Here is a 22,170-nt window from a genome sequence, read left to right as displayed (position 1 = left end):
CGTTTCCGTTCGACTTGCATGTGTTAGGCCTGCCGCCAGCGTTCATTCTGAGCCAGGATCAAACTCTTCAGTTTAATCTTGCAATATATTTAGTCTCCTTCTCAGGAGTTGGAATAAACTCTCGAAATTGACGAGATACATGTACGATACTTGCGTATCTTTACCTTGCATTTCGTCTGAGATTTATCTATCGAAAACTCACTTAAGGAGCTTCCACATAAATTATCTCTGAATTACCGTGTTGTTAAAGAACTGTGTCTGCTTCAATCACTTAAAGCGTTTACTTACGTTTGGCTTTAGGTGTTTGTCAATCAAATGAGCTGCGCATTATAAGCTGAATTCGTTTTTACTGTCAAATGTTTTTTGGAGGTTTTTTACTGCTTACTTCCGTTTTTTTCATTTGACAACGCTTCGCTTTTGCTTGGCTCGTCCTTCTTGAACGCGACTTTTTAGTGCTGCGCCCTTGAAGGAGATGCGTATTATAGGGGCATTCGGGAGAAGTTCAAGTCCTAAACTCGACTTTTTTAACAAAAATTTGACACTTTTGCGTTATACCGAGTTTTACCGTAGTTATCCACAGAGTTATTCAATGAGTTATTTAACCTTTAATTATGAATCAGCTGAACACCCGCACTCCGCTCTTTGATAATTGGCTTTTCCCAATCCCCACGTACGGTATATTGATAAGTAATTAAATCCTCATTGATTTGTGGAATATTTTTAAGCAAAGTAAACGTTAGGATGGCGGTAATTGGGTTCACCGCGCCTACCAAAGCGCCAATAGTGGCTAAGGAACTGCCCACTGCTGGGGTGACATCCGCCTTTAAATCCAATTTTTTATGGATAAGATCAACCCGCCCCCACACTTTTCCTCGAACAGAAGGGGCTTCTAGTTTCAGTTCTTTAAGTTTTAGATAGCCTTTTTCAATTTTGCCATTAGCTTCAATAATGGAGTAAGCTAAACCTTTATCCGTGACATCAGAAAGGTTTAAGCTTAACCGTCTAACAATTGAATTGATACTGAGCAGTCCTAGCACTCTGGCAATGCCAGGCTCTACATCCTTAATAACCCCATCATCATATCTAACATTTAAATCCCCACGAACAGTTTTCAAATCAAAACAGTGTGGCCCACCTCTCCAGCTTGCCTTTAAATTGAGTTCCGCTTTCTTACCTGTAATCCCCTTCTCGATATCTAGCATACGACTAAAGTCTTCCACACTCTTAGAATGAATGGCAATTTTTAAATCGCTCTTTTGCACATCATATTGCCATTGATAGTAACCCGTTCCATATGCTTTTCGATAGCCAAAATTTAAATCTTGCACCAAAAGTGCTTTTAGCGTTGGGGCAAAATGAAAGCTCATGCGATCAAACTGACGTGACCCCCAGCGAATGTTTTTACCTTTAAAGTAAATAGGCGCCAAGTTTAATGGGGATTGGGGTGGCAACGGCGGCTGGCAGGACTTGGAAATAGAGGATTTTTCGGACGCTTTTGCACTTTCAGGCAAAATGACATGGAGCTTATTCGCATAAACTTGCCACTTGCCTGCCTGTTTGATGCCCTGCAGATCAATTTCTTTAGCGGTTTTAAGTTTAAAAACCTGTTGCTGATTAGATAGCGTCTGCAGAGTCAATGCCAGATCCTGATAGGCGTGATTTTTATACCGCACTGTCTTAAAGTCTAACGTAGAAGGGGCAAACAGAATGGGGTGCTCTGATGACGATTCCATTGTCGGGAACCATGATTTCACTTCACTGATGTTATGCAGCCATCCATCTAAATCCAAGGTATTCAATGACCCCTGAAAACGAACCCCCTTAACCTCCGACCAATTTTTAGGCACGGTTTGCTGACCAATGGCGATATACAACGCTTGGATCAAATTCGTCTGTGCCTTTTTCGCTTGTGCTGAAAAATCCAACTTTCCTTTCGCTTTTAGACTCTGACCCAAGTGAAAATCCAGTTTTCCGTGAGCGTGATTTTTTTCAAACGTAAATTCTGCAGGCCCTGTCGAGAAAAATGACTGATCTAAAGGGGCTGGAAGCTTAGAATGAAACTGATTAAAATCCACTTGCGTTTTCATTTTTATCGGTCGTTGATCATAAGGGAGAATCGCATAATATTCCCAAGGCAACCTTCCCTTAACAAGCAAGCTTTCTCGCGGCATTTGGAGCGCGCCTGTTGCTGAAATAGTCACCTGGTGCTTTTTCGGCTCTGTTTGAATCTTAGCAGAAAAGGGAACACCCGTTAATTGACCCTTTAAATTGGGCGCTTGAATATCGTGATTGTGAATAGAAATGTCTCCCTGAATATTTTTAAAAGGGAGCTTCTGATAGAGGGTTAAATCAACGCCTTTAAGGAAAACATTGGCTTGAACATCTTCTTTTTGCTGGTCAAACCCATAAACCGGAACCCATATTCTTTTAAGGTCAGCCTCTAACCTGCCTGAAAACGTGACCTGTTTTTGCAGAAAAGTTTCCAACCCAGCCTTTTTAGCCAGCGGACTCTCTAATAAAAATCGCTGGGCATCAGCCGCATCCCCTTGCGCTTTTCCGCGAATAGCCACTGCGATATCTTTTTGATCTAAATTGGCAATCAACGCTTTGACATCCGACACTTGCAGGCCAGACAGTGTCGCCTTAGGTGTTGTGACAGTCAGGTCGTAAGGTCGAAAATCTAACTGTGCAGTAAAGTCCGTTAACGCCGGCCAATCGGGTTGGAATTTCAAAACGGTGTGATGAATCACCGCTTTAGCCTGAAGTGTCCCCCCTCCTTTTTTAAAGGGGAACCGTTTTAAATCACCTGAAAGTTTGGCAACGACCTGAATCTGCTCACCTGCTTTTAAACTCTGTTTTAACCACTGCTGAAGCTGTTTTGACATCAGCGGATAAGGCAACAGCGCTTTCACTTCACTTAACGTTTTCGGCGATGCGGATAAAACCGCTTGTTTCACCACTGAACCTGTTGATGTCCACTGCAATTGAAAGGGAATCTGATTCACGTGGAAGGTTGCCTTGGGAATCTGCAGTTTCTGCTGACGACCGCCTTGCCAAGAAAACTGGAGCTTTTTATCAAATTTCAAAGCGATTGGCTGTTCAAATGCATCAGGATATTGGATCTGAATTGGTTTTTTGACATTCAATTGGTAATGCATGCCCAGCTTTTGTAAAAAAAGGTGTTGAACTTTCACCCCCGGGTATTTAGCAATGGACGGGACGCTCAGCTGATTTAAACGCAGCGCGAGCTGCTGTATTTTCCAAGTTTGATAATTTAAGCTAAGCTGAATGGCGTCAATATCAATATGGGGCGGTTGCTCAGCAAGAGTTTTAACGGGGACCTTTAAATACTCTTCCAACGCTTTTTTCAAAATAGGCTCAAAAGGCGCCGAACTAAATTGACTCATTTTCAATTGGAATGCTTCAGGCCCCAATACCACTTCTGCTAAGTTTTGATGTCCAACATAACGGTTATCAATCGTTAAATCTTCTAAGACAGCACGCTGCGCTTGTGCCTGCAACCATCGGACTCGAAAGGCCAAACTTTTAGGTAAAACTTGATTATGCTTGATATTTGGCCATTGCAATTGCTGAAAAGACACTTTTGAAGTTAAGGCTCTTAACTTTCCCTGTTGGAGTGTGGCTTCACCATCCACCGCTAATGACCCCAGTGGTAAAAGCCCTCGTTGCTGTTGATTCAGCAATGGGCGCAACTTAGCTAAATCTAAAGGCTGTATAAATTGCCAACTCAATTGCGCTTTTGACAGAAATCCTATCGCATTCGGTTTTAAGCGGCCTTGAACAGAGAGACGAGTGACAGGCATTTGGGATGCGACATACAGATCCGCACGGCCATTTAGCAACCAATCCAATCCCTGTCGAGACTGCAATTGTGTTAATTTCATGGAAAGCGGCGTTGCCGTGGATAGATCCGTCTGACGAAGTTGAGTCGCCAACTCAAAATTAGAGACACTGATCTCTCGCCAAAACCTAGCTGGCAGTCTATTCAAAGCAGCAGACTTCTGAGCATCTTGATACAAATCAATAGGCGGGAGCTGCAAGCGGGCATTGCGCAAAACCAAATGATCCCCCACAAACTGGCTTGGGGTCAATAAGCTCAGGAGATGAATATCGAATGTCAGTTGTTCGGCCTGAAAATAGGTTGCTTGTCGCTGTACTTTTAACTGCTTGGCAGTCACGGTAAAGCTAAATAGATTTTGCTGAATATCCGCTTGTTGATAGGTTAAGCCAATCCCTAGATATTTCTGAAGCAGTGCGCTGCTTTTTTGAGGGGCGTATTGAAAAAAATAGAGTGTGCCTTGTAACAATACAAACAGAAACAGTAGAAGCAGAACGGCAGTTTCAAATAGTCGCCAACTCCAGTGTAAAACACGCTTCCACATAGCCTACATCATCACCACATCATATTGCTCAGCGGTATAGCTGCTCTCCGCTTGAAATCGAATGCTTTTATCTAAAAAGGCTTCCAATTCTGCAACCGCACTGGACTCCTCATCTAAAATATAGTTGACCACCGGCTCTGAAGCAATGACTCGATAGCTGTCGGCATCAAAAGACTTCGCCATTCGCGTAATCTCTCGGAAAATCTCATATGCCATGGTCTCCGCAGTTTTTGTCGTGCCTCGTCCATGACAGACTGCACAAGGTTCACAAAGGGTATGCTCTAAACTTTCTCGCGTGCGTTTGCGTGTCATCTCTACCAACCCGAGTTTAGAAAGCTCACTGATTGAAGTTTTGGCACGATCCTTTTGCAGCTCTTTTTCCAGCGCTAGCAATACCTGCTCTTTATGCTGAGCTTCCTCCATATCGATAAAATCCAGAATAATAATCCCGCCCAAATTGCGCAATCGCAATTGACGCGCAATCGCTTGTGTCGCTTCTAAATTGGTGCGGTAGATCGTCTCTTCCAAATTTTTATGGCCAACAAAAGCGCCCGTATTGACATCAATGGTGGTCATCGCTTCCGTCTGATCAATAATCAGATAGCCGCCTGATTTTAAATTGACCCGCTTTTCCAAGGCGGCCTGAATTTCTTCTTCAATATTATAGAGGTCAAAAATAGGCCGATCGCCTGTATAGAGCCCTATTTTATCTTTCAGTTCGAGTACATACTGCTCTGCAAACTGTTGCATTTTTTTATAGGTTTCCGTGGAGTCCACCCGCACTTTTTCTACACGCTCTACCGGCATATCGCGCAACACCCGCAAATAAAGCGGTAAATCCTCATAGATTAAACACGCCTCTTTACAGCTTTTGGCACGCTGCTCAATGCTTTGCCACAATCTTTGTAGATAACGCATGTCCGCTCGCAATTCAGGTAAATCACACCCTTCCGCTACCGTACGAACAATAAAGCCGCCCGTCTCCGCTTCAAATTCCGGCAAAGATTGGGCCAGCGCTCTTAAACGCTGACGCTCCTGATCACTCTCAATTTTCTGCGAAACACCCAATACCTGCTCATTCGGCATAAACACCAATAGACGCGAAGGAATGGTCACATGCATGGTCACCCGCGCCCCTTTCGTCCCCAAAGGATCTTTGACCACCTGCACCATAATTTGTTGTCCTGGTCGCAGTAAACGCTGAATGTCTTCACACTCATCTGTCACGCCGCTAATCACTTTCGGGCAGACATCGGATACATGCAAAAACGCCGCGCGCTCAAGTCCAATATTGACAAATGCCGCCTGCATCCCGGGCAACACACGCTCCACCTTGCCTAAGTAAATATTACCTACCAGACCGCGCTTATTAGCGCGCTCAATCCACACCTCTTGCAACACCCCATTTTCCACCCATGCGACACGGGTTTCACTTGGGGTGACATTGATCAACATTTTCTCTTCATTACTCATCTTGATAAAACCCTGCCTGTTGCAACAATTGATCCAGTTCAAACAACGGCAAACCCATCACCCCAGAATAACTGCCTTCAATTTTTTCAATAAACTTAGCGCCCAAACCTTGAATCGCATAAGCGCCGGCTTTGTCCTGCGGCTCACCACTCTGCCAATAAGCCGTCATTTCCGGCTCACTCATGGGTCGGAACCACACTTGCGTCGTGTTTAAAGCCGATCTTACCACCCCATCTTTTACGACCGCTACCGCAGATAATACCTGATGCGATTTCCCCGCTAAACGCTGCCACATCGCAAAAGCCGCCGCTCTGTTTTTGGGTTTGCCCAACACTTTTCCATCTGCCAGCACCACGGTATCTCCGCCAATCACAAAGCTGTCTGTTCCACTCACTTTATTAAATCCTGCATAGGCTTTTTCCACCGCCATACGCACCACAAAAGCATGCGGTGATTCATGCGGCAAGGCCACCTCTTCAATCGGGGCAATCACCGGCTCTGCCTGTAAACCCAACTGGGACAACAACTCTAAACGACGCGGCGATTGTGACGCTAAATAAATTTTTTTCATTTTGTAGTATTTTTAAGTGAATTCTGATGATGATTTGTTTATTCTATCTCAAATCGCAAGTAGATCTTGGCTTAAAAGAAAGTCAAGGAAAGGAAACATATGGACATTATTCTACCCACGCACACCCCCGAAAAACTGGAAGCCATCTTTGAAAACCACTACCTCTATGACCATCCGCTCTTTTCCTTGATGGCAGAAGCCACGCAAATCGCTTGGTTGCAATTTATTCCCAAACAACCGCTTACCAATAAGGACTATGCTGCCAATCTCTATGGGGAAATTCACCAAATCGCCTTTATTCTCCAAGATCAGGGATATGGCCACTTCAACCTTGCTAAAATTGGCAATAAGCTCCCTTATTACCATATTCATTTAGTCTTTCGCGATGAAACTGATGAAGCTTGGCCCGATCCCATCTGGTGCCGAGAACCCCTGAGCAAAGATGAAGGGCAACCCGAACGGTTGAAAAAAGCGCTGGCAGACTATTTCACTCAAATGGCTTAAGCGCTTTCTCCAGACCCCAGCGCCCTGGCAAAAGCTTCTACCAAATGAATCGCCTGCTGCTCGCTTAAATCTGCCACCTGATGGCGACAACTGGTCCCTGTCGCTACCAACACCTCTCCTGGCTGCATCTTAGAGACCGCAGGCAGCAGCGCTTGCTGGGCAATTTTTTCGGAAATCTCATAATGATGGTAACCAAACGCGCCCGACATCCCGCAGCATCCACTCTCAATCACTTGCACCTCTTCCGCCACTAAGGCTAAAGCCTGCGCCACTTTTTTCGGCGACATTAAGGATTTTTGATGACAATGCACATGAAGCCAGGCTTTTTTAAGCTTATTGACCCCTTTCAACCCCCCAAATGTGGGGTTTTCTGCCAAAAGCTGCAGCACAATCTCTTCAAAAGGCTGCGTTTTTGCCAAAATCCCCAGTCCTGAAAGGTAGGCATCTTGACAGGACTGGGGATTTTGCGTACTTTCGCCCGCTTGCAGCGACGTTTTTTTCAGTTCTGGAAACAGATCTGACAGTTCATCCATCATCACCGAGATTTCAGAAGGCTCGAGACCCAACACCTTAGCGTCAGGATAATGATGTACCTGTTTCGCCAAATCGTATAAAGCCGCTTTCGCTTCCTCAAGTAGCCCTTGGCTAATTAAAGCGCGCGGACTGTGCTGCATAAAAATCGGTTGAACAACCATTCCCCACTGTTTCAGCACGGCAAAGCACGCTTCGGCAATTTGTGGCTCTTGATAACCACTGTACAGATCTACTAAAATCAACACTTCAGGTGAGCGCTTCGGCATCTCCTGTACCCTCTGCGCCCACTTTTGCTGCCAGAGGCTTTGGGCAGAAGTATTGGCGATGGCCGGTAAGGTGCGCCGTCGATCAACCTGCAACAGATCCTTCACCCAGCCTCTATTTTGCCCCCAATTGTAAAGCGCTGGCCAACGACTGACCCACTGCATTAAACGCCCATAGTTCTGAATCGCCCAATCCTGCCACTGACTTTTCAGTGTGGTGGCGCCATTTTGCTTCACTTGATACAGCACCTCAGACTTCAACTTCGACATATCCACCGAAGCGGGACACTCGGTTTTACACCCTTTACACCCTAAGCATAGCTCAAGCGCCTCTTGCAATTCCTCCGCCTGCAAGGCTTGTCTTGGATCGGGTTCAGTTAAAGCGTAGCGCAAAAGATTACTGCGCCCACGCGTGGAATAGGCTTCCTCACGCGTGACTTGATAAGAAGGACACATGAGCCCTGTCGACTTGCGGCAAGCCCCTGCGCCATTGCATTTCTCAACCGCATCCATCAACGATAGGTCATCCGACCAATCAAAAGCGGGTGGAACCAGTTCGTAAAAATTGGCCACCGGCTGACGATCGGCGCGCAAATGTTGCGTAATCGGCATCTCACCAATAATAACACCGGGGTTCAATCGATTTTTCGGGTCAAAAATCCGCTTCAAGGTGACCAAGTGTTGATAAACTTCCTCTCCTAACAGCTGTGGTAGAAAAGGAGCTCGAATTCGACCATCGCCATGCTCACCAGAAATCGCCCCACGATATTTTTTAATTAACTGCACATTACGCTCAGCAATCTGCTGCATTAAGGCACGATCCTCTACCAACGCCAAATCCAGTTCTGGACGAATATGAATCAATCCCACTGAAGCGTGCCCATAATAGACACACCCCACGTCCAATTCCGCCATTAAAGCCTGCACATCCCGGTAATAGTCGGGCAGAGCCGCTACTGGCACCGCCCCATCTTCAATGACGGCAATCGCCTTTTTGCGACTCGGTTTACCCATCAACAAGCCCAATCCTGCCTTTCGCACTGCCCACACTTTTTGGGTGTCTTCAGTGGCAATCAGGGGACATGCCGTCGCCCCCTGTTGTAAAAACCACTGCTGCAGCGCTTCCAGCCTTTGCACCAATATTTCCGCATCTTCAGCAAACAGCTCCACCACCAAAACAGCCCCTGGATCCCCTTCTAGCCAAAAGCGATTCTGAGCTTGTTTCCGATTATATTTTGTGCCCTCTAAGGTGGCCTGATCGATCAATTCAATGGCGGCCGGTTCAAAATCCAAGGCCTCCGGCACCGTCTTTAAGGCGGCTTCCACTGACGCAAAATGCGGACAGAGCAGCTGACGATATTTAGGCAGCGGCACCAAATTCAAGGTGGCAGACTTAATCACCGCCAGCGTGCCTTCGCTGCCACAAATTAAGGGCGTTAAATTAAAAGGCTTACCTTCAGGATTAAAAGGTTGGTGGTGACGATAGAGTTCATCCAGCGCATAACCGGTGTTCCGACGTTTAATCGAAGGATCTGGGAAGGCCGCAATAATCTGCTCGCCATACTGCTCTAACAGCGAGATCACCTCTCGGTAGATCGTCCCCTCTAAGGTGGGCAAATTCAACTTTTGATGCAGCGCCTGAGCAGATAAGGGTTCAAACACCACTTCTGAACCATCTGCCAATACCGCTTCAACCGATTTCACATGCTCCCGTGTGGTGCCATAATAGACAGAATAAGCGCCACAGGAATTATTACCGATCATGCCGCTGATCATCGCCCGATTGGCGGTTGAGGTATCAGGCGCAAATCTCAACCCATCCGCCGCCACAAACCGGTTTAAATCCTCTTGAATCACACCCGGCTCGACCACAATTTCACGCGCTTCAGGACGATAGGCTAAAATCTTTGTTAAGTGTTTGGAAACATCCAAAATCACCCCTGAGCCAATCGCCTGCCCACCCAAAGAGGTGCCGCCAGCGCGCAGCGTAATCGATTGCTCAGCGGCTAAAGCTTGGCGCACGTGCGTGACAAGGCTATCAACAGAATCCGGCGTCAGCCAAGCGTGTAAAGGAAATTCAAAAATAGAGGCATCGGTAATGGTTTTCATGACAATAAAAAGGCAATTAAAAAATTGAAACCGTCATTATATCGTATCTGCCTCAGATGCATTCGCATCGACAAGAGAAGCCAATGTCTTTTCGATCTCCTCCGTAGCCGCAAGTCCTTGAATCCGTAACTTGCCCTCCACTTCTAAAGCTGGCAACCGCTCAATGCCGCGCTCTGCCGCTTTCAGCAGGTCACTGACAACGGTAAATTGCCAAACGATGCCATAACGCCGTCCGGCACATAGAATCCGTTTTTTAAGCTTGGCCACTTCCGTACTTTGACCATAAAGCGTTCCTTTTAAGGTTGGACCTGTATGTTCATCAGGACTTAATCCACAAGAATAACTGATACTGCCCATACAATCTCTCCTGTTGAGTTGAATAGAATCGTTGTTCAAAATACTTGACTATATTTGAATATGTGCATATATTGTACGACAATTTAGTACAAAGGTTTCTATATAAAAATGTTCGTAAAGAGCTGATCTTTTCATATAGAAAATTAAATAGAAAACTTTCATATATAAAAAAGAGGTCATAGAAAAAATGATAAATATCTTCCGACATTTCCGACTCTTCTTAGCTTTGATGCTCCTTTCACTCTCTGTGCAAGCAACGACCTTTAAAGCACAAAAAGTCACCGATGGCGTTTATGCCTATGTTGGTCCTACCGATGACCGAACCCCTGAAAACTTAGGTTTAAACAATAATATCGGTTTTATTGATACGCCTAAAGGCTGGGTGCTGGTTGACTCCGGTGCAGGAGAGGCAGCAGCTCAAAAACTCGAAGCGATCACTAAAGGCATCAAAAAACAGCCCATTATTGCCGTGATCAATTTAGGCAGTCAAGATCACCGTTGGTTGGGAAACGACTACTTCTCCAAACAGGGTGCCAAAATCTACGCCTACCAAGGGACCGTGAAAACGCAAACCAAATTTTTTAATCAAGAGGTGGCGAATTTGGTCAAAAAAGTCCCCGCTCTAAAAGGGATTAAAATGAAAACAGCGGATATTGTGTTGACCCAACCCCACAATACCCTGAATATTGGTGGCGTCGAAATGCATCTCAATTTTTATGGCGACGCTCATTTCCCAGGGGATTGTGCGCTTTGGCTACCTAAGCAAAAAGTGCTGTTTACCGGTGACCTCGTCTATGTTGACCGTATATTAGGCATTCACCCTTGGTCCAATCCCATTACTTGGGAACAGGCTTATCATAAAATGCGCAAACTCCCCGCCCAATTCATCGTGCCAGGACATGGTCGCGTCACGGATTGGAAGCAAGCCGATGTTGAAACTGGCGCTTACTTAACCAAGCTCAATCAAACCATGAAAGCAGCGGCGGAAGAGATGCTCGGTGTTGACGAAGCCGTTAACCAAAATCGAGACTGGCCAGCATTCAAGCACCTGAAACACTATAAATCTTGGCACCCTGTCAATTTAAACCGAACCTATCTGAAATGGGAAGCCAGCATGTAAGCCTTTTTTAGCAACTCATTACTGACAAACAAAAACCGCTAAACGTCTTGAAACTTTTAGCGGTTTTTAATCGAGACCTTTACACGAGATGGTTTCTAATCCAGTTTCAAACTAGCTATTTAAAAGCTCTTCGCCTTCATACAGCCAATTAAACCCTTCGCGCACCCACGCTTCAATTCGGAGCAGCAAATCGGCATCATTTAGACCAATCGTCTGTGCAATCCGAAAGACTTTATCTTGCTCTTCCTTGCCAAAATGCCCATCTTTATAGGAGAGCTTAATTAGCTCTTGCAGGAGAATGATTTTGCTAGTACGTGTATCAAAAATGGTTAGCAGATCCTCTAGCTGGTCTTCAGAAATGGGTTCTATGTTAAACGGAATATTAAAAGCCTCACTAAAGCTCTTCAAATACTCCAATTCCTCTTCAGAAACTTCATGATCTGCTGCTGCCAACATCACCGCTAACTCAAAAACCACTCGGCGCTGTTCTGGCGTCAATCTTTCAACAAACATCTGCCCTACCTCTCAATCTGCTCAACATTGCGCACTGCACCATGCGCCGCGCTGGTGGTCATTGCCGCATAGGCTCTTAAGGCCGCACTGACTTTACGCGCGCGCGGTTTGGCTGGCTTCCAAGCATCTTTTCCCTTCTCCTCCATGCGGAAACGGCGTTCCGCCAACTGCTCGTCGGTTAAATCGACATGAATTGTCCGATTCGGGATATCGATGATTATGGTATCGCCATCTTCAACTAAGCCAATATTGCCACCTTCTGCAGCTTCGGGGGAAACATGGCCAATGGAGAGACCTGAAGTCCCCCCTGAGAAGCGGCCATCGGTTAACAAAGCACACGCCTTTCCTAACCCCTTAGCTTTCAAGTAGCTGGTTGGATATAGCATCTCTTGCATACCCGGCCCCCCTTTTGGCCCTTCATAGCGAATAATGACCACATCTCCAGCTTCAATTTCATAACCAAGAATCGCTTTTACCGCGTCATCCTGACTTTCAAACACGCGTGCTTTACCGGTGAACTTAAAGATCTCTTCATCTACACCAGCCGTTTTCACAATACAGCCCTCTTGAGCAATATTGCCATAGAGCACAGCTAAGCCACCATCTTGGGTATAAGCATGTTCGACACTGCGAACACAGCCATTTTCAGGATCCATATCCAAGGTTTTCCAACGCTTATCTTGACTAAAGGCTTGTGTCGTTCTGACTCCGCCGGGCGCTGCTCTAAAGAAGGTGTGCACGGCTTCATCATCCGTGCGCGTAATGTCCCAAAGCTCAATGGCTGCCCCTAAAGTCGACGCATGCACCGTGGGCACATTTAGGTCGATGAGATCTGCACGCGCCAATTCACCTAAAATGCGCATGATCCCACCGGCGCGATGCACATCTTCCATATGGTAAATTTTAGAATTGGGCGCCACCTTAACTAAACAGGGAACTTGTCGCGAAATGTGATCAATGTCCGCCATAGTAAAAGGCACACCCGCTTCATGTGCAATGGCCAATAAATGCAGTACCGTATTGGTTGAACCGCCCATCGCCACATCCAGCGCCATCGCATTTTTAAACGCACTCATTGAAGCAATCGAGCGCGGCAAAATCGAATCATCCCCCTGCTCATAATACTGCTTAGCCATCTCGACAATACGACGACCCGCCTCTTCAAACAGATGTTTGCGATCTTTATGCGTCGCTAAAGTGGTCCCATTCCCAGGCAGCGCCATCCCTAAAGCTTCTGCTAAACAGTTCATAGAATTAGCCGTAAACATACCGGAACAAGATCCACAAGTCGGACAGGCGGCTGCTTCTACGGTATGAACATCTTCATTTGAACACTGATCTTCTGCCGCCATCACCATTGCATCCACCAAATCTAATTTCAGCGTTTCCCCTCCCAGTACCGCTTTACCGGACTCCATCGGGCCGCCTGTTACAAAAATGGTGGGGATATTCAAGCGCATCGCGGCCATCATCATACCTGGCGTGATTTTGTCGCAGTTAGAGATACAGACCAATGCATCCGCACAATGCGCATTACACATATACTCCACACTGTCCGCAATCAGATCTCTAGAAGGTAGAGAATAGAGCATGCCATCATGCCCCATCGCAATCCCATCATCTACGGCGATGGTATTAAACTCTTTGGCAATCCCACCATGCTCTTCAATGACTTTGGCGACCAATTGCCCCATATCTTTTAGATGCACATGCCCAGGTACAAACTGGGTAAAAGAGTTCGCAATGGCAATAATGGGTTTTCCAAAGTCTCCTTCGCCAACACCGGTCGCCCGCCAAAGGGCGCGCGCACCTGCCATATTCCGACCATGGGTTGATGTTTTTGAGCGATATTCTGGCATACTGTTCTCCTTCCGTGTGGCTTGCGTTATACTGACGCCAAGCACATTAAATAATGATAATAAAGCTATTTTCTCACAAATATGAAGCAATCTGAATTAGATTTTATTAATACCTTACGCCAAGCCACCCCCTATGTGGAACGGCACCGTGGAAAAACCTTTGTCATTTACCTGCCTGGCACCCTGATTGCAAAGCCGGCGGTACTGCAACAGCTGGTGCAAGATATTCGTCTGCTGCATAATTTAGACATCAAAATTGTCCTCGCTGCCGGCGCCACGCCACAGTTTAATCAAGCACTGCAAGCCGCACACATCCCTTGGCAAAGCCACCAACAATTTCGCATCACCACCCAAGCCATGCTCCCCATTCTGCAACAGAGTGTCGGGCAACTGCGCAGTCAGTTGGAGGCTGCTTTTAGTCATGTGACCGGCCAACCCCTCTTGAGTCAACCGATTACGCTGCTGTCTGGTAATTGGGTCATTGCCCAACCCAAAGGCGTCATAGAAGGGATAGATTTCCAACACACAGGGCGATTGCGAAAATTGCAAACCACCTCACTCAATCAAGCACTCAACAGTGGCGCCATTGCGCTGCTGACTCCTTTGGCCTACTCACTGACTGGGGAGCTGTTTAACCTCAACACCCTAGAGCAGGCGATTGCCGTGGCCCAAGCGCTACAGGCGGATAAGTTGATGATTTACGCCCCTTCACATCAACTCGCCGCACTTCCACAACAGCTCACCCCTTTACAATTAAAGCAGCAACTGCCCCAACTCTCTGCTGAACAGCAACACTTTCTCACCCCTTTAACAGATGCGCTGAACATCCAACGCGTACACCTCTTAGATGAAGCGGAACCGGACGCGCTGTTGTATGACCTGTTCACGCGTGATGGTAAAGGCACCTTAATTTTTACCGACCGTTACCATCAAATTCGTCCCGCACAAAGTGAAGATATTGGCGGCATTATTCAACTGATTCAGCCGCTGGAACAACAGGGGGTTTTGGTGAAGCGCTCTCGAGAAGTGCTAGAATTAGAGATTGAACACTTTATTGTCATTGAACGCGATCAACAGATTATAGGGTGTGCCGCACTCTATCCGCATTTAGCTGAAAAAATGGGAGAGCTCGCGTGTCTCGCCATTGACCCTAACTATCAAAATCAAGCTTTAGGTGAACAGTTACTTCAGGCCATTGAAGCTCAGGCTAAAGTCGAAGGCATCACCCAGCTCTTTATTCTCACCACACAATCGCAACACTGGTTTATTGAGCACGGCTTCCAACCGTCGACGCTTACAGCGCTGCCAGCAGAGAAAAAAACGCTCTACAACTATCAACGGCGCTCAAAAGTCTTAATGAAACCGCTATAATAGATTGCATGCTCAATAAAATTACTCATATTAAAGACCGCTTTCGAGGCTTCTTACCCGTGGTGGTGGATGTTGAAACCGCAGGCTTTGATTGTCACGCCAATGCGCTGATAGAGATCGCCGTGGTGACGTTAAAAATGGACAGTGAAGGTCTTTTGCATCGAGATCAGACCTATCAAGCCAATGTCATTCCCTTCCAGGGGGCTAAATTGGATGAATCTGCCTTAAAGTTTATCGGTGTTGCCGATCCAACCCACCCTTTTCGAGAAGCGGTGAGCGAAAAAGAGGCGCTTGAACACTGCTTTCAACCTATCCATCAGCAGCTTAAAGAGACCGATTGTAGTCGAGCCATTTTGGTGGGGCACAACGCTTTTTTTGATTTAGGGTTTGTGCAAGCCGCTGCCGAACGCGCCAAGGTCAAATCCCCCTTCCATAAATTCAGCACCTTTGATACCGTCTCCTTGGCCGGGCTGGTCTATGGGCAAACCGTGCTGGCCAAAGCCGTCAAATTAGCCGGCATTGAATGGGACAATAGCCAAGCGCACTCTGCGGCCTATGACACCGAAAAGACCGCCGAGCTCTTCTGTAAAATCGTCAATCAATTTCCCTTAAATCCAGCCTTTGTGGAAAATAAAAGTACCTCTTCAAGTTAACCCCCCAAACAAAAAAAGCAGGGATGACCTGCTTTTTTAATCTGCAATTAACGCAATTGAGCGTTATTCTGCTGCGTCAGCCTCTTTCTGCTTGGCTTCATGTTTGGCATTTGCTTCTGCCATCATTTTTTTCAGTTCACCGCTTTCAGCCAATTCTAGCGTAATATCACAGCCACCTTGCAGCTCTCCGTCAATATAGAGTTGCGGGAAAGTCGGCCAGTCTTGATATTTAGGTAGATATTCAAAAATCAGCGGATCGGCCAACACATTGACAAAAGCAAACTTCTCTCCAGTCTCCACTAATGCTTGCGCAGCGCGACTTGAGAACCCACACGAAGGCATCTGAGGCGTGCCTTTCATATAAATAACCACAGGATTATTTTTCACTTGACTGTCGATGCGCTCAAGAACTTCTTGTTCTTGCGTTTGATTTTCACTGTTTTCCATTTTCATTTCCTTTAATTCTTGACTAAATTACTAGGTTATTTTAACAACTTTAAAAGCGCTTTGCATGCACATTTCGTGAGCTGGTCAACAAAATCTTCAAACAAAAATGGCCGTTTGAGCTTAATGCAGCGCGTCCACATGCCGCTGTAACCAGAATTCCAATAGCGCAGCGTGCCATAATTTACTGCCCTGAATGCGGGTAAAATGTTCGGGGGCATCAGGGGCTGCCAGCAATTTTTCAATATAGGCCTGATTAAATAAGCCTCGATTTTTAGCCGCTTCACTGGTTAAAATATTTTTCATAAATTGATAAAACTCACCGCGCACATACTTAAGAGCCGGCATTGGGAAATAACCTTTGGGACGATCTATCACCGCATCCGGTACTCGACCTCGAGCAATCTGTTTCAAAATATATTTAGGGGATTTTAACTTTAACTCAATGGGCGCTGCCATCGTCAATTCCACGAGCTTATGGTCCAAAAAAGGTACACGCGCTTCCAACCCCCAAGCCATGGTCATATTATCCACCCGCTTCACCGGATCATCCACAATCAGTGTGGTCGCATCCAGACGTAGCACGCGATCTAAATGCTCATCCGCGCCAGGCTCAAGTAATTTTTCATTAATTAAATGACGCGTCACATCATCGGTATGGTAATCAGGATGAATCATCTCCAGCCACTCGGCATGATCTCGATCAAAATAATAAGGGGCAAAGCAATCGACTGGGTTTTGACACTCTAAGGCTTCTGCTGCAGCTTGTGCCATCTGCGGGTACCAGAAGTAGCCACCAAACACCTCATCCGCCCCTTGGCCTGACATCACCACCTTCACCGATTGGCTCACCCGTTCCGCTAGCAGATAAAACGCCACCGCATCTTGACCAAACATCGGTTCCGCCATCGCATCCACCGCTTCCGGCAGTCGTGGTAAAACCTCTTCATTGGGGATTAAATATTTTTGATGTTGCGTATGGAAGCGTTCCACCACCAAATCCGAATACTCAAACTCGCTGCCCTTCTCTTCTGGTTGGTCCTCAAACCCAATCGAAAAGGTGCGAATATTCTCCACACCCGCTTCTGCCAACAGCGCCACAATTAAGCTCGAATCCAATCCGCCTGACAACAGCACCCCCACCGGGACATCCGCTGCGGTTAGACGCTTATGCACTGCCTCTTTCAGTGACTGATGAATCGCCTCAAGCCAATCCGCTTCTGTTTTCAAGGCCGACCAAGGTTCGCCCGCTTGTGGACGACGCGCTTCTAACTGCCAATACTGTTTTTTATACATCTGTCCATCTGGATCAACCACCATCCAGTGACCCGGCTCCAACTTGCGAATGCCTTTTAGAATCGTATGTGGCGCTGGGACGACCCCATGCAGCGTAAATTGATGGTGCAACCCAACGGGGTCTAATGAACGATCAATGCCCGATGTAGACAGTAAGGCTTGGGTATTGGAAGCAAAACGCACGCCGCCTTCAATAGGCGCATAATATAGGGGCTTAATGCCAAAGCGATCGCGCACCAGATAGAGCTGCTGCTGATCATCATCCCAGAGCGCATAGGCAAACATGCCTTCAAAACGCTTTACACTCTCCATTCCCCACTGACGATAGGCTTTGAGAATCACTTCAGTATCCGAATGCGAGCGGAAATGATGCCCCAGAGCAATCAACTCTTCTCTAAGTTCCCGATAGTTATAGATACAGCCGTTAAACACCAAGGTCAGACTCTCTTCGACCATCGGTTGGTGACCGGCCTCACTCAAATCAATAATGGCCAAACGACGATGACCCAATCCCACTTGGTCTTGCGTCCACAACCCGCCATCATCTGGTCCGCGACGCTCTAATGCTTTTAACATTAACTTTAAATGCTGTTCTTGAGCGGGCTGCCCGTTCCAAAAACATTCCCCACAAATTCCACACATGATTTTGATTCTTTCTGTTAGTCTATTAGATTATGCTATTCTAACAACTTTCTCTCTTATCGACATGACAACAAAAGTAATTGCCTTAACGGGCGGCATTGGCAGTGGCAAAAGCCGTATTTTACAGTGGTTTGCCGAACAAGGGGTGCCCACACTCAGCGCCGATGAAATCGCGCGTGAGGTCGTTGCCCCAGGCACGCCTGGCTTACAGGCGATTGTCGATCAATTAGGGACGGACATTTTATTAGAAGATGGACAGCTCAATCGAGGTAAGTTAAGAAAGCGAATGTTTGCAGAACCGGCACTCAAAACTTGGCTGGAACAATTGCTACACCCCATGATTCGGCAACAAACGCTCAAACATCTACAGACGTTACGTCAGAAAAACCCGCCTTTGATTGTGATTGAAATCCCTTTGCTGGCTGAGACCGGCAAGCCTGACTATATTGATCAAGTGTGGATCGCCGACTGCCAAGAAACCACCCAATGCCAAAGAGCTGCACAACGAGATGGCAAAAGTGAAATGGAGATTCAAAGCATTATCCAACAACAAGCCAGTCGACAACAGCGATTGGCACTCGCCGATCGGGTGATCAATACCGAGCTCCCCTTTGAAGAGGTGGAAAAGCACCTAAAAAAAGCGCTTAAAGCGTTTTTACCTCAATAGAATATTATCAAAACTTCTATTACAGGGGCTGTGGCCAAAGTCCTGAAATCGCCGCAATGCCTTGAGCGCCATTAAGTTTGGCTGTCTGCACATCATTCGGCTTCATACCTCCCAGCGCATAAGCCGGTACCGGTGCCTGTTCCGTCAGCAATGCAAACTTTTCCCAGCCAATCCCCGGCATGCCGGGGTGAGACGTGGTCTCTTTAACGGGCGACAATAACAGAAAATCGGCCTCCAATGTTAAAGCATGCGCAATCTGTTCTGCATTATGGGTCGAAACCGCCAACCATTTATCTTCCGGCAATGGCCGGGATTGATAGGCGGCAGCCTTATCTGACGACAATTGCAGGCCATCTGCTTCTGGAACAGCTTCAAGCAATTCAACGCCCCCATTCAGCAAAAGTTTAGCGCCATATTGATGACACTTTTCCACGGCTCGTTGTGCCAGATGGATAAAAGCGGTGGCATCCATTGTTTTTGCCCGCAACTGAAAGAGACGAACCCCATCTTCCAAAGCCACCTGAAGGCGCTCTAAGGCCTCTTGTTCATCTTTAAATTGGCCTGTAATCATATATAAATCGGGCAACTTTAAGGCGCGAATAATCCCACGATTAGCGGGCGGAAAATGCGCATCCGTCAGCTCTGAAATCGTATGCCAAGCCACTGTTTGCCCTTCTCTTCCAGTTGGCATTCCTTCAAAATCCGACGTTTCAAACACAAAAAAGTGCAGTATTTTCTCACCATAGCGCCATTGAAACTCGATTAAAGGCTGCCAATGCGCCGTCTCCACCCCCACTTCTTCCACAAATTCCCGTTTTAAAGCGGTTTCAATCGCCTCGCCGGCTTCCACCTTTCCGCCAGGGAACTCCCACAAGCCCGCAAAATCTTGCGACGCCTGGCGCTGCGCTAAAAGCACTTCCTCTCCACAACGAAGCACACCTAATGCAATTTTTATCGGCTCATTTTTCGACATTTTGTCCTCCTATTTAGCCACCAGGACTGGGGATTTTGGCAAATTGCGCACAATTTTTAATACAATGTCACAAAGACATTAGATTGATCAATATTAGGATAACAGAATGACACAATCAAATCCTTTTTGGAGTGACCTTGTTCACCAACTGACCCCTTATGTACCAGGTGAACAACCGAAAGAAGATCAACTCATTAAACTCAATACTAATGAGAATCCCTACCCTCCTTCCCCCAAAGTCTTGGCGGCCATTACACAAGCCAATAATGAGCGTTTGCGCCTCTATCCTGACCCGAATGGAGAGGCTTTAAAACAGGCGTTGGCCGATCATTTTCAACTGCAAAGCAACCAAGTATTTGTCGGAAATGGCTCAGATGAAGTGCTGGCACATACTTTTCAAGCGCTGCTGAAACATTCACAACCGATTCTGTTCCCAGACATCACTTACAGCTTCTATCCGGTCTATTGCGGTCTCTATCAAATAGATTACCAAACGGTGCCACTCACCGATGACTTTTCCATTGACCCTAATGACTATACTCAGCCCAATGGGGGCATTATCTTCCCCAACCCCAATGCGCCAACCGGAAAATTGCTGCCCCTCACAGCCATTGAAACCATCTTACAGGCCAACCCCCAATCTGTGGTGGTGGTCGATGAAGCCTATATCGATTTTGGCGGTGAGAGTGCCGTCCGCTTAATTGCGCATTATCCCAATCTTTTGGTGACTCAAACTTTTTCTAAATCTCGAGCCTTGGCCGGTTTACGCATTGGCTATGCTTTAGGTCAAGCGGATTTGATCGAAGCGCTAGAGCGAGTCAAGAACAGTTTTAACTCGTACCCACTAGACCAGCTGGCCTTAGTGGCAGGCGTCGCCTCAGTTGAAGATCATGACTATTTTGAAGCGCAGTGCCAACGCATTATTGTTCAACGCCAACAGGTGACAGAAGCCTTGGATACGCTCGGTTTTGATACCTTAGAATCCTACGCCAACTTTATCTTGACCTGCCCACCTGCGCCCTTAAAAGCAGAGGCGCTGGCGCAACAGTTGCGCGAGAAAAAGATTATTGTGCGCTATTTTAATCAGCCTCGCATTAAAGACTATCTGCGCATTACCATCGGCTCAGAAAGTGAAAACCAAGCTTTGATTGACGCCGTCAAAACCCTTCTCGAAGCGCATTAGGTGCGATATTCGGCATTGATTTTGACATAGTCGTAAGAAAGATCTGTGGTCCAAACGGTTTCGGTTGCTGGACCACGATTCAGCTTGATGGTAATCTGAATTTCCGGTTGATCCATCACTGCTTGGCCGGCTGCCTCGGTATAGCCCGGAGCACGGCCCCCGTCCTTAACGATGCACACATCGCCTAAATAGATTTCCACCAGATCAATATTCAGCTGCTCTACACCGGCACGTCCCACTGCGGCCAAAATGCGTCCCCAGTTAGGATCTGAAGCAAATAGGGCGGTTTTCACCAGTGGCGATAATGCCACCGCATGCGCCACCTTTAAACACTCCTCTGAATCACGACCCGACTCAACCTTAACGGTGACAAATTTGGTAGCGCCTTCCCCATCGCGCACAATTTTTTGCGCCAGTTCCACCATCACCTCGGTCAGTAACTGCTGGAACTGCTGAAAAGCAGCACTATCCAATGCATCAATTTCCGGCATGTCAGCTGCTTGCGTGGCGGTCACTGTACAGGCATCATTGGTAGACGTATCCCCATCGACGGTAATCCGATTAAAAGAGACATTGACCGCAGCATCCAGTGCCGCTTGCAAACAAGCAGGCGAAATTTTGGCATCGGTGGCGATAAAGCTCAACATGGTGGCCATATTCGGGTGAATCATTCCAGAACCTTTAGCAATCCCGGTTAGGGTCACAAGATGTCCATCAATATCTGTTTGCACAGAGACCATTTTTTCTACGGTGTCCGTTGTCATAATGCCACGCGCCGCTTCTGCCCAACCTTCAATATTCAGATCCGCACAAGCATCGGGAATACCTGCCTGCATCTTTTCCATAGGCAAGTTTTCTCCAATCACCCCCGTGGAAAATGGCAAAACCGCTTCCGGATCACACCCCAGCTCTTCTGCCACCCAAGCACAGGTCTGCTTCGCATCTTTCAAACCTTGTCTGCCTGTGCCCGCATTCGCATTACCACTGTTAATCACCAAAGCACGGGGCTGGGTGGTACTTAAATGGGCTTTCGCCACTGTCACCGGTGCTGCACAAAATGCATTTTGCGTAAAAACAGCCGCCGTGATACTCCCAGGCGTCAACTCCATCACCACCAAATCGAGCTGACGATTTTTTTTAATGCCCGCCGCCGTAGCGCCACAATAAAAACCGGATACGGGATGAAAAGAGATTTCTGAATTTAATTGCATGGGGTTCTCCAAATAAAAACGCAC

General features: G+C 46.9%; 17 protein-coding genes and 1 rRNA gene (1 of these 18 cut by a window edge). 6 read left to right on the top strand and 12 right to left on the bottom strand.

Features of this window, described 5'->3' with window-relative positions; genetic code table 11:
- From ACYQ05_RS08195 to ACYQ05_RS08180, 4 genes are all read right to left on the bottom strand, one after another.
- Positions 1 to 74: ribosomal RNA gene (locus tag ACYQ05_RS08195) — 16S ribosomal RNA — on the bottom strand; it reaches 1,472 nt to the left of the window's first position.
- A 531-nt stretch (positions 75 to 605) separates the two neighbouring features.
- Entirely contained in the window at positions 606 to 4,403 is a 3,798-nt protein-coding gene (locus ACYQ05_RS08190) for a YhdP family phospholipid transporter (protein WP_459820072.1), read from the bottom strand.
- A gap of 3 nt (positions 4,404 to 4,406) precedes the next feature.
- Complete coding sequence (rng, locus tag ACYQ05_RS08185; RefSeq protein WP_459820070.1) at positions 4,407 to 5,876, bottom strand: ribonuclease G; 1,470 nt, start codon at positions 5,874 to 5,876, stop codon at positions 4,407 to 4,409.
- Positions 5,869 to 6,447, bottom strand: a complete 579-nt coding sequence (locus ACYQ05_RS08180; RefSeq protein ID WP_459820068.1) for a Maf family protein — start codon at positions 6,445 to 6,447, stop codon at positions 5,869 to 5,871. Before ACYQ05_RS08180 ends, rng begins: the two co-directional genes overlap by 8 nt.
- Before the next feature lie 99 nt (positions 6,448 to 6,546).
- Here ACYQ05_RS08180 and ACYQ05_RS08175 point away from each other — a divergent pair, with 99 nt between their 5' ends.
- On the top strand, positions 6,547 to 6,951 hold the full coding sequence (locus ACYQ05_RS08175) for an HIT family protein (protein WP_459820067.1): 405 nt from the start codon (positions 6,547 to 6,549) through the stop codon (positions 6,949 to 6,951).
- Here ACYQ05_RS08175 and ACYQ05_RS08170 read toward each other — a convergent pair.
- Together ACYQ05_RS08170 and ACYQ05_RS08165 are read right to left on the bottom strand one after the other, a co-directional pair.
- The gene (locus ACYQ05_RS08170) at positions 6,948 to 9,857 is read right to left on the bottom strand and encodes an FAD-binding and (Fe-S)-binding domain-containing protein (protein WP_459820065.1); all 2,910 of its coding nucleotides are present in this window, start codon (positions 9,855 to 9,857) and stop codon (positions 6,948 to 6,950) included. The two genes, ACYQ05_RS08175 and ACYQ05_RS08170, sit on opposite strands and share 4 nt — an antisense overlap.
- A gap of 36 nt (positions 9,858 to 9,893) precedes the next feature.
- Positions 9,894 to 10,214, bottom strand: a complete 321-nt coding sequence (locus tag ACYQ05_RS08165; protein WP_459820063.1) for a thioredoxin domain-containing protein — start codon at positions 10,212 to 10,214, stop codon at positions 9,894 to 9,896.
- 187 nt (positions 10,215 to 10,401) lie between these two features.
- On the opposite strand from ACYQ05_RS08165, the gene ACYQ05_RS08160 reads away from it, so the two are divergent.
- Positions 10,402 to 11,334 (top strand): MBL fold metallo-hydrolase, encoded by a 933-nt coding sequence (locus tag ACYQ05_RS08160; protein ID WP_459820061.1) that lies wholly within the window; start codon positions 10,402 to 10,404, stop codon positions 11,332 to 11,334.
- 111 nt (positions 11,335 to 11,445) lie between these two features.
- Here ACYQ05_RS08160 and ACYQ05_RS08155 read toward each other — a convergent pair whose 3' ends face one another.
- The gene (locus ACYQ05_RS08155) at positions 11,446 to 11,847 is read right to left on the bottom strand and encodes a tellurite resistance TerB family protein (protein WP_459820060.1); all 402 of its coding nucleotides are present in this window, start codon (positions 11,845 to 11,847) and stop codon (positions 11,446 to 11,448) included.
- Between the two features lie 5 nt (positions 11,848 to 11,852).
- On the bottom strand, positions 11,853 to 13,706 hold the full coding sequence (gene ilvD, locus ACYQ05_RS08150; protein ID WP_459820058.1) for a dihydroxy-acid dehydratase: 1,854 nt from the start codon (positions 13,704 to 13,706) through the stop codon (positions 11,853 to 11,855).
- A gap of 81 nt (positions 13,707 to 13,787) precedes the next feature.
- On the opposite strand from ilvD, the gene argA reads away from it, so the two are divergent.
- Positions 13,788 to 15,077, top strand: a complete 1,290-nt coding sequence (gene argA, locus ACYQ05_RS08145) for an amino-acid N-acetyltransferase (protein ID WP_459820056.1) — start codon at positions 13,788 to 13,790, stop codon at positions 15,075 to 15,077.
- 8 nt (positions 15,078 to 15,085) lie between these two features.
- Complete coding sequence (rnt, locus tag ACYQ05_RS08140) at positions 15,086 to 15,730, top strand: ribonuclease T (protein ID WP_459820054.1); 645 nt, start codon at positions 15,086 to 15,088, stop codon at positions 15,728 to 15,730.
- Positions 15,731 to 15,793: 63 nt separating this feature from the next.
- Here rnt and grxD read toward each other — a convergent pair whose 3' ends face one another.
- Together grxD and ACYQ05_RS08130 are read right to left on the bottom strand one after the other, a co-directional pair.
- A complete protein-coding gene (gene grxD / locus ACYQ05_RS08135; protein WP_459820053.1) occupies positions 15,794 to 16,177 on the bottom strand; it encodes a Grx4 family monothiol glutaredoxin in 384 nt (127 codons plus the stop codon).
- Positions 16,178 to 16,297: 120 nt separating this feature from the next.
- Positions 16,298 to 18,112 carry an N-acetylglutaminylglutamine amidotransferase gene (locus ACYQ05_RS08130; RefSeq protein ID WP_459820051.1) on the bottom strand — a complete coding sequence of 605 codons (1,815 nt, stop codon included), beginning with the start codon at positions 18,110 to 18,112 and terminating at the stop codon, positions 16,298 to 16,300.
- A gap of 64 nt (positions 18,113 to 18,176) precedes the next feature.
- On the opposite strand from ACYQ05_RS08130, the gene coaE reads away from it, so the two are divergent.
- A complete protein-coding gene (gene coaE / locus ACYQ05_RS08125; RefSeq protein ID WP_459820049.1) occupies positions 18,177 to 18,779 on the top strand; it encodes a dephospho-CoA kinase in 603 nt (200 codons plus the stop codon).
- 19 nt (positions 18,780 to 18,798) lie between these two features.
- Here coaE and ACYQ05_RS08120 read toward each other — a convergent pair whose 3' ends face one another.
- Positions 18,799 to 19,752, bottom strand: a complete 954-nt coding sequence (locus tag ACYQ05_RS08120) for a Nudix family hydrolase (protein ID WP_459820047.1) — start codon at positions 19,750 to 19,752, stop codon at positions 18,799 to 18,801.
- Between the two features lie 106 nt (positions 19,753 to 19,858).
- On the opposite strand from ACYQ05_RS08120, the gene hisC reads away from it, so the two are divergent.
- Entirely contained in the window at positions 19,859 to 20,935 is a 1,077-nt protein-coding gene (hisC, locus tag ACYQ05_RS08115) for a histidinol-phosphate transaminase (protein WP_459820045.1), read from the top strand.
- Here the strand turns inward: hisC and argJ are convergent.
- Positions 20,932 to 22,146, bottom strand: coding sequence for a bifunctional glutamate N-acetyltransferase/amino-acid acetyltransferase ArgJ (gene argJ / locus ACYQ05_RS08110; protein ID WP_459820043.1), 1,215 nt, complete (start codon positions 22,144 to 22,146; stop codon positions 20,932 to 20,934). The genes hisC and argJ overlap by 4 nt on opposite strands.
- Positions 22,147 to 22,170 lie beyond the last annotated feature (24 nt).

The sequence above is a fragment of the Galenea microaerophila genome (assembly GCF_054657255.1).
Note: the sequence above shows the minus strand (reverse complement) of the source record. Positions and strands in the feature narration are given on the sequence as shown.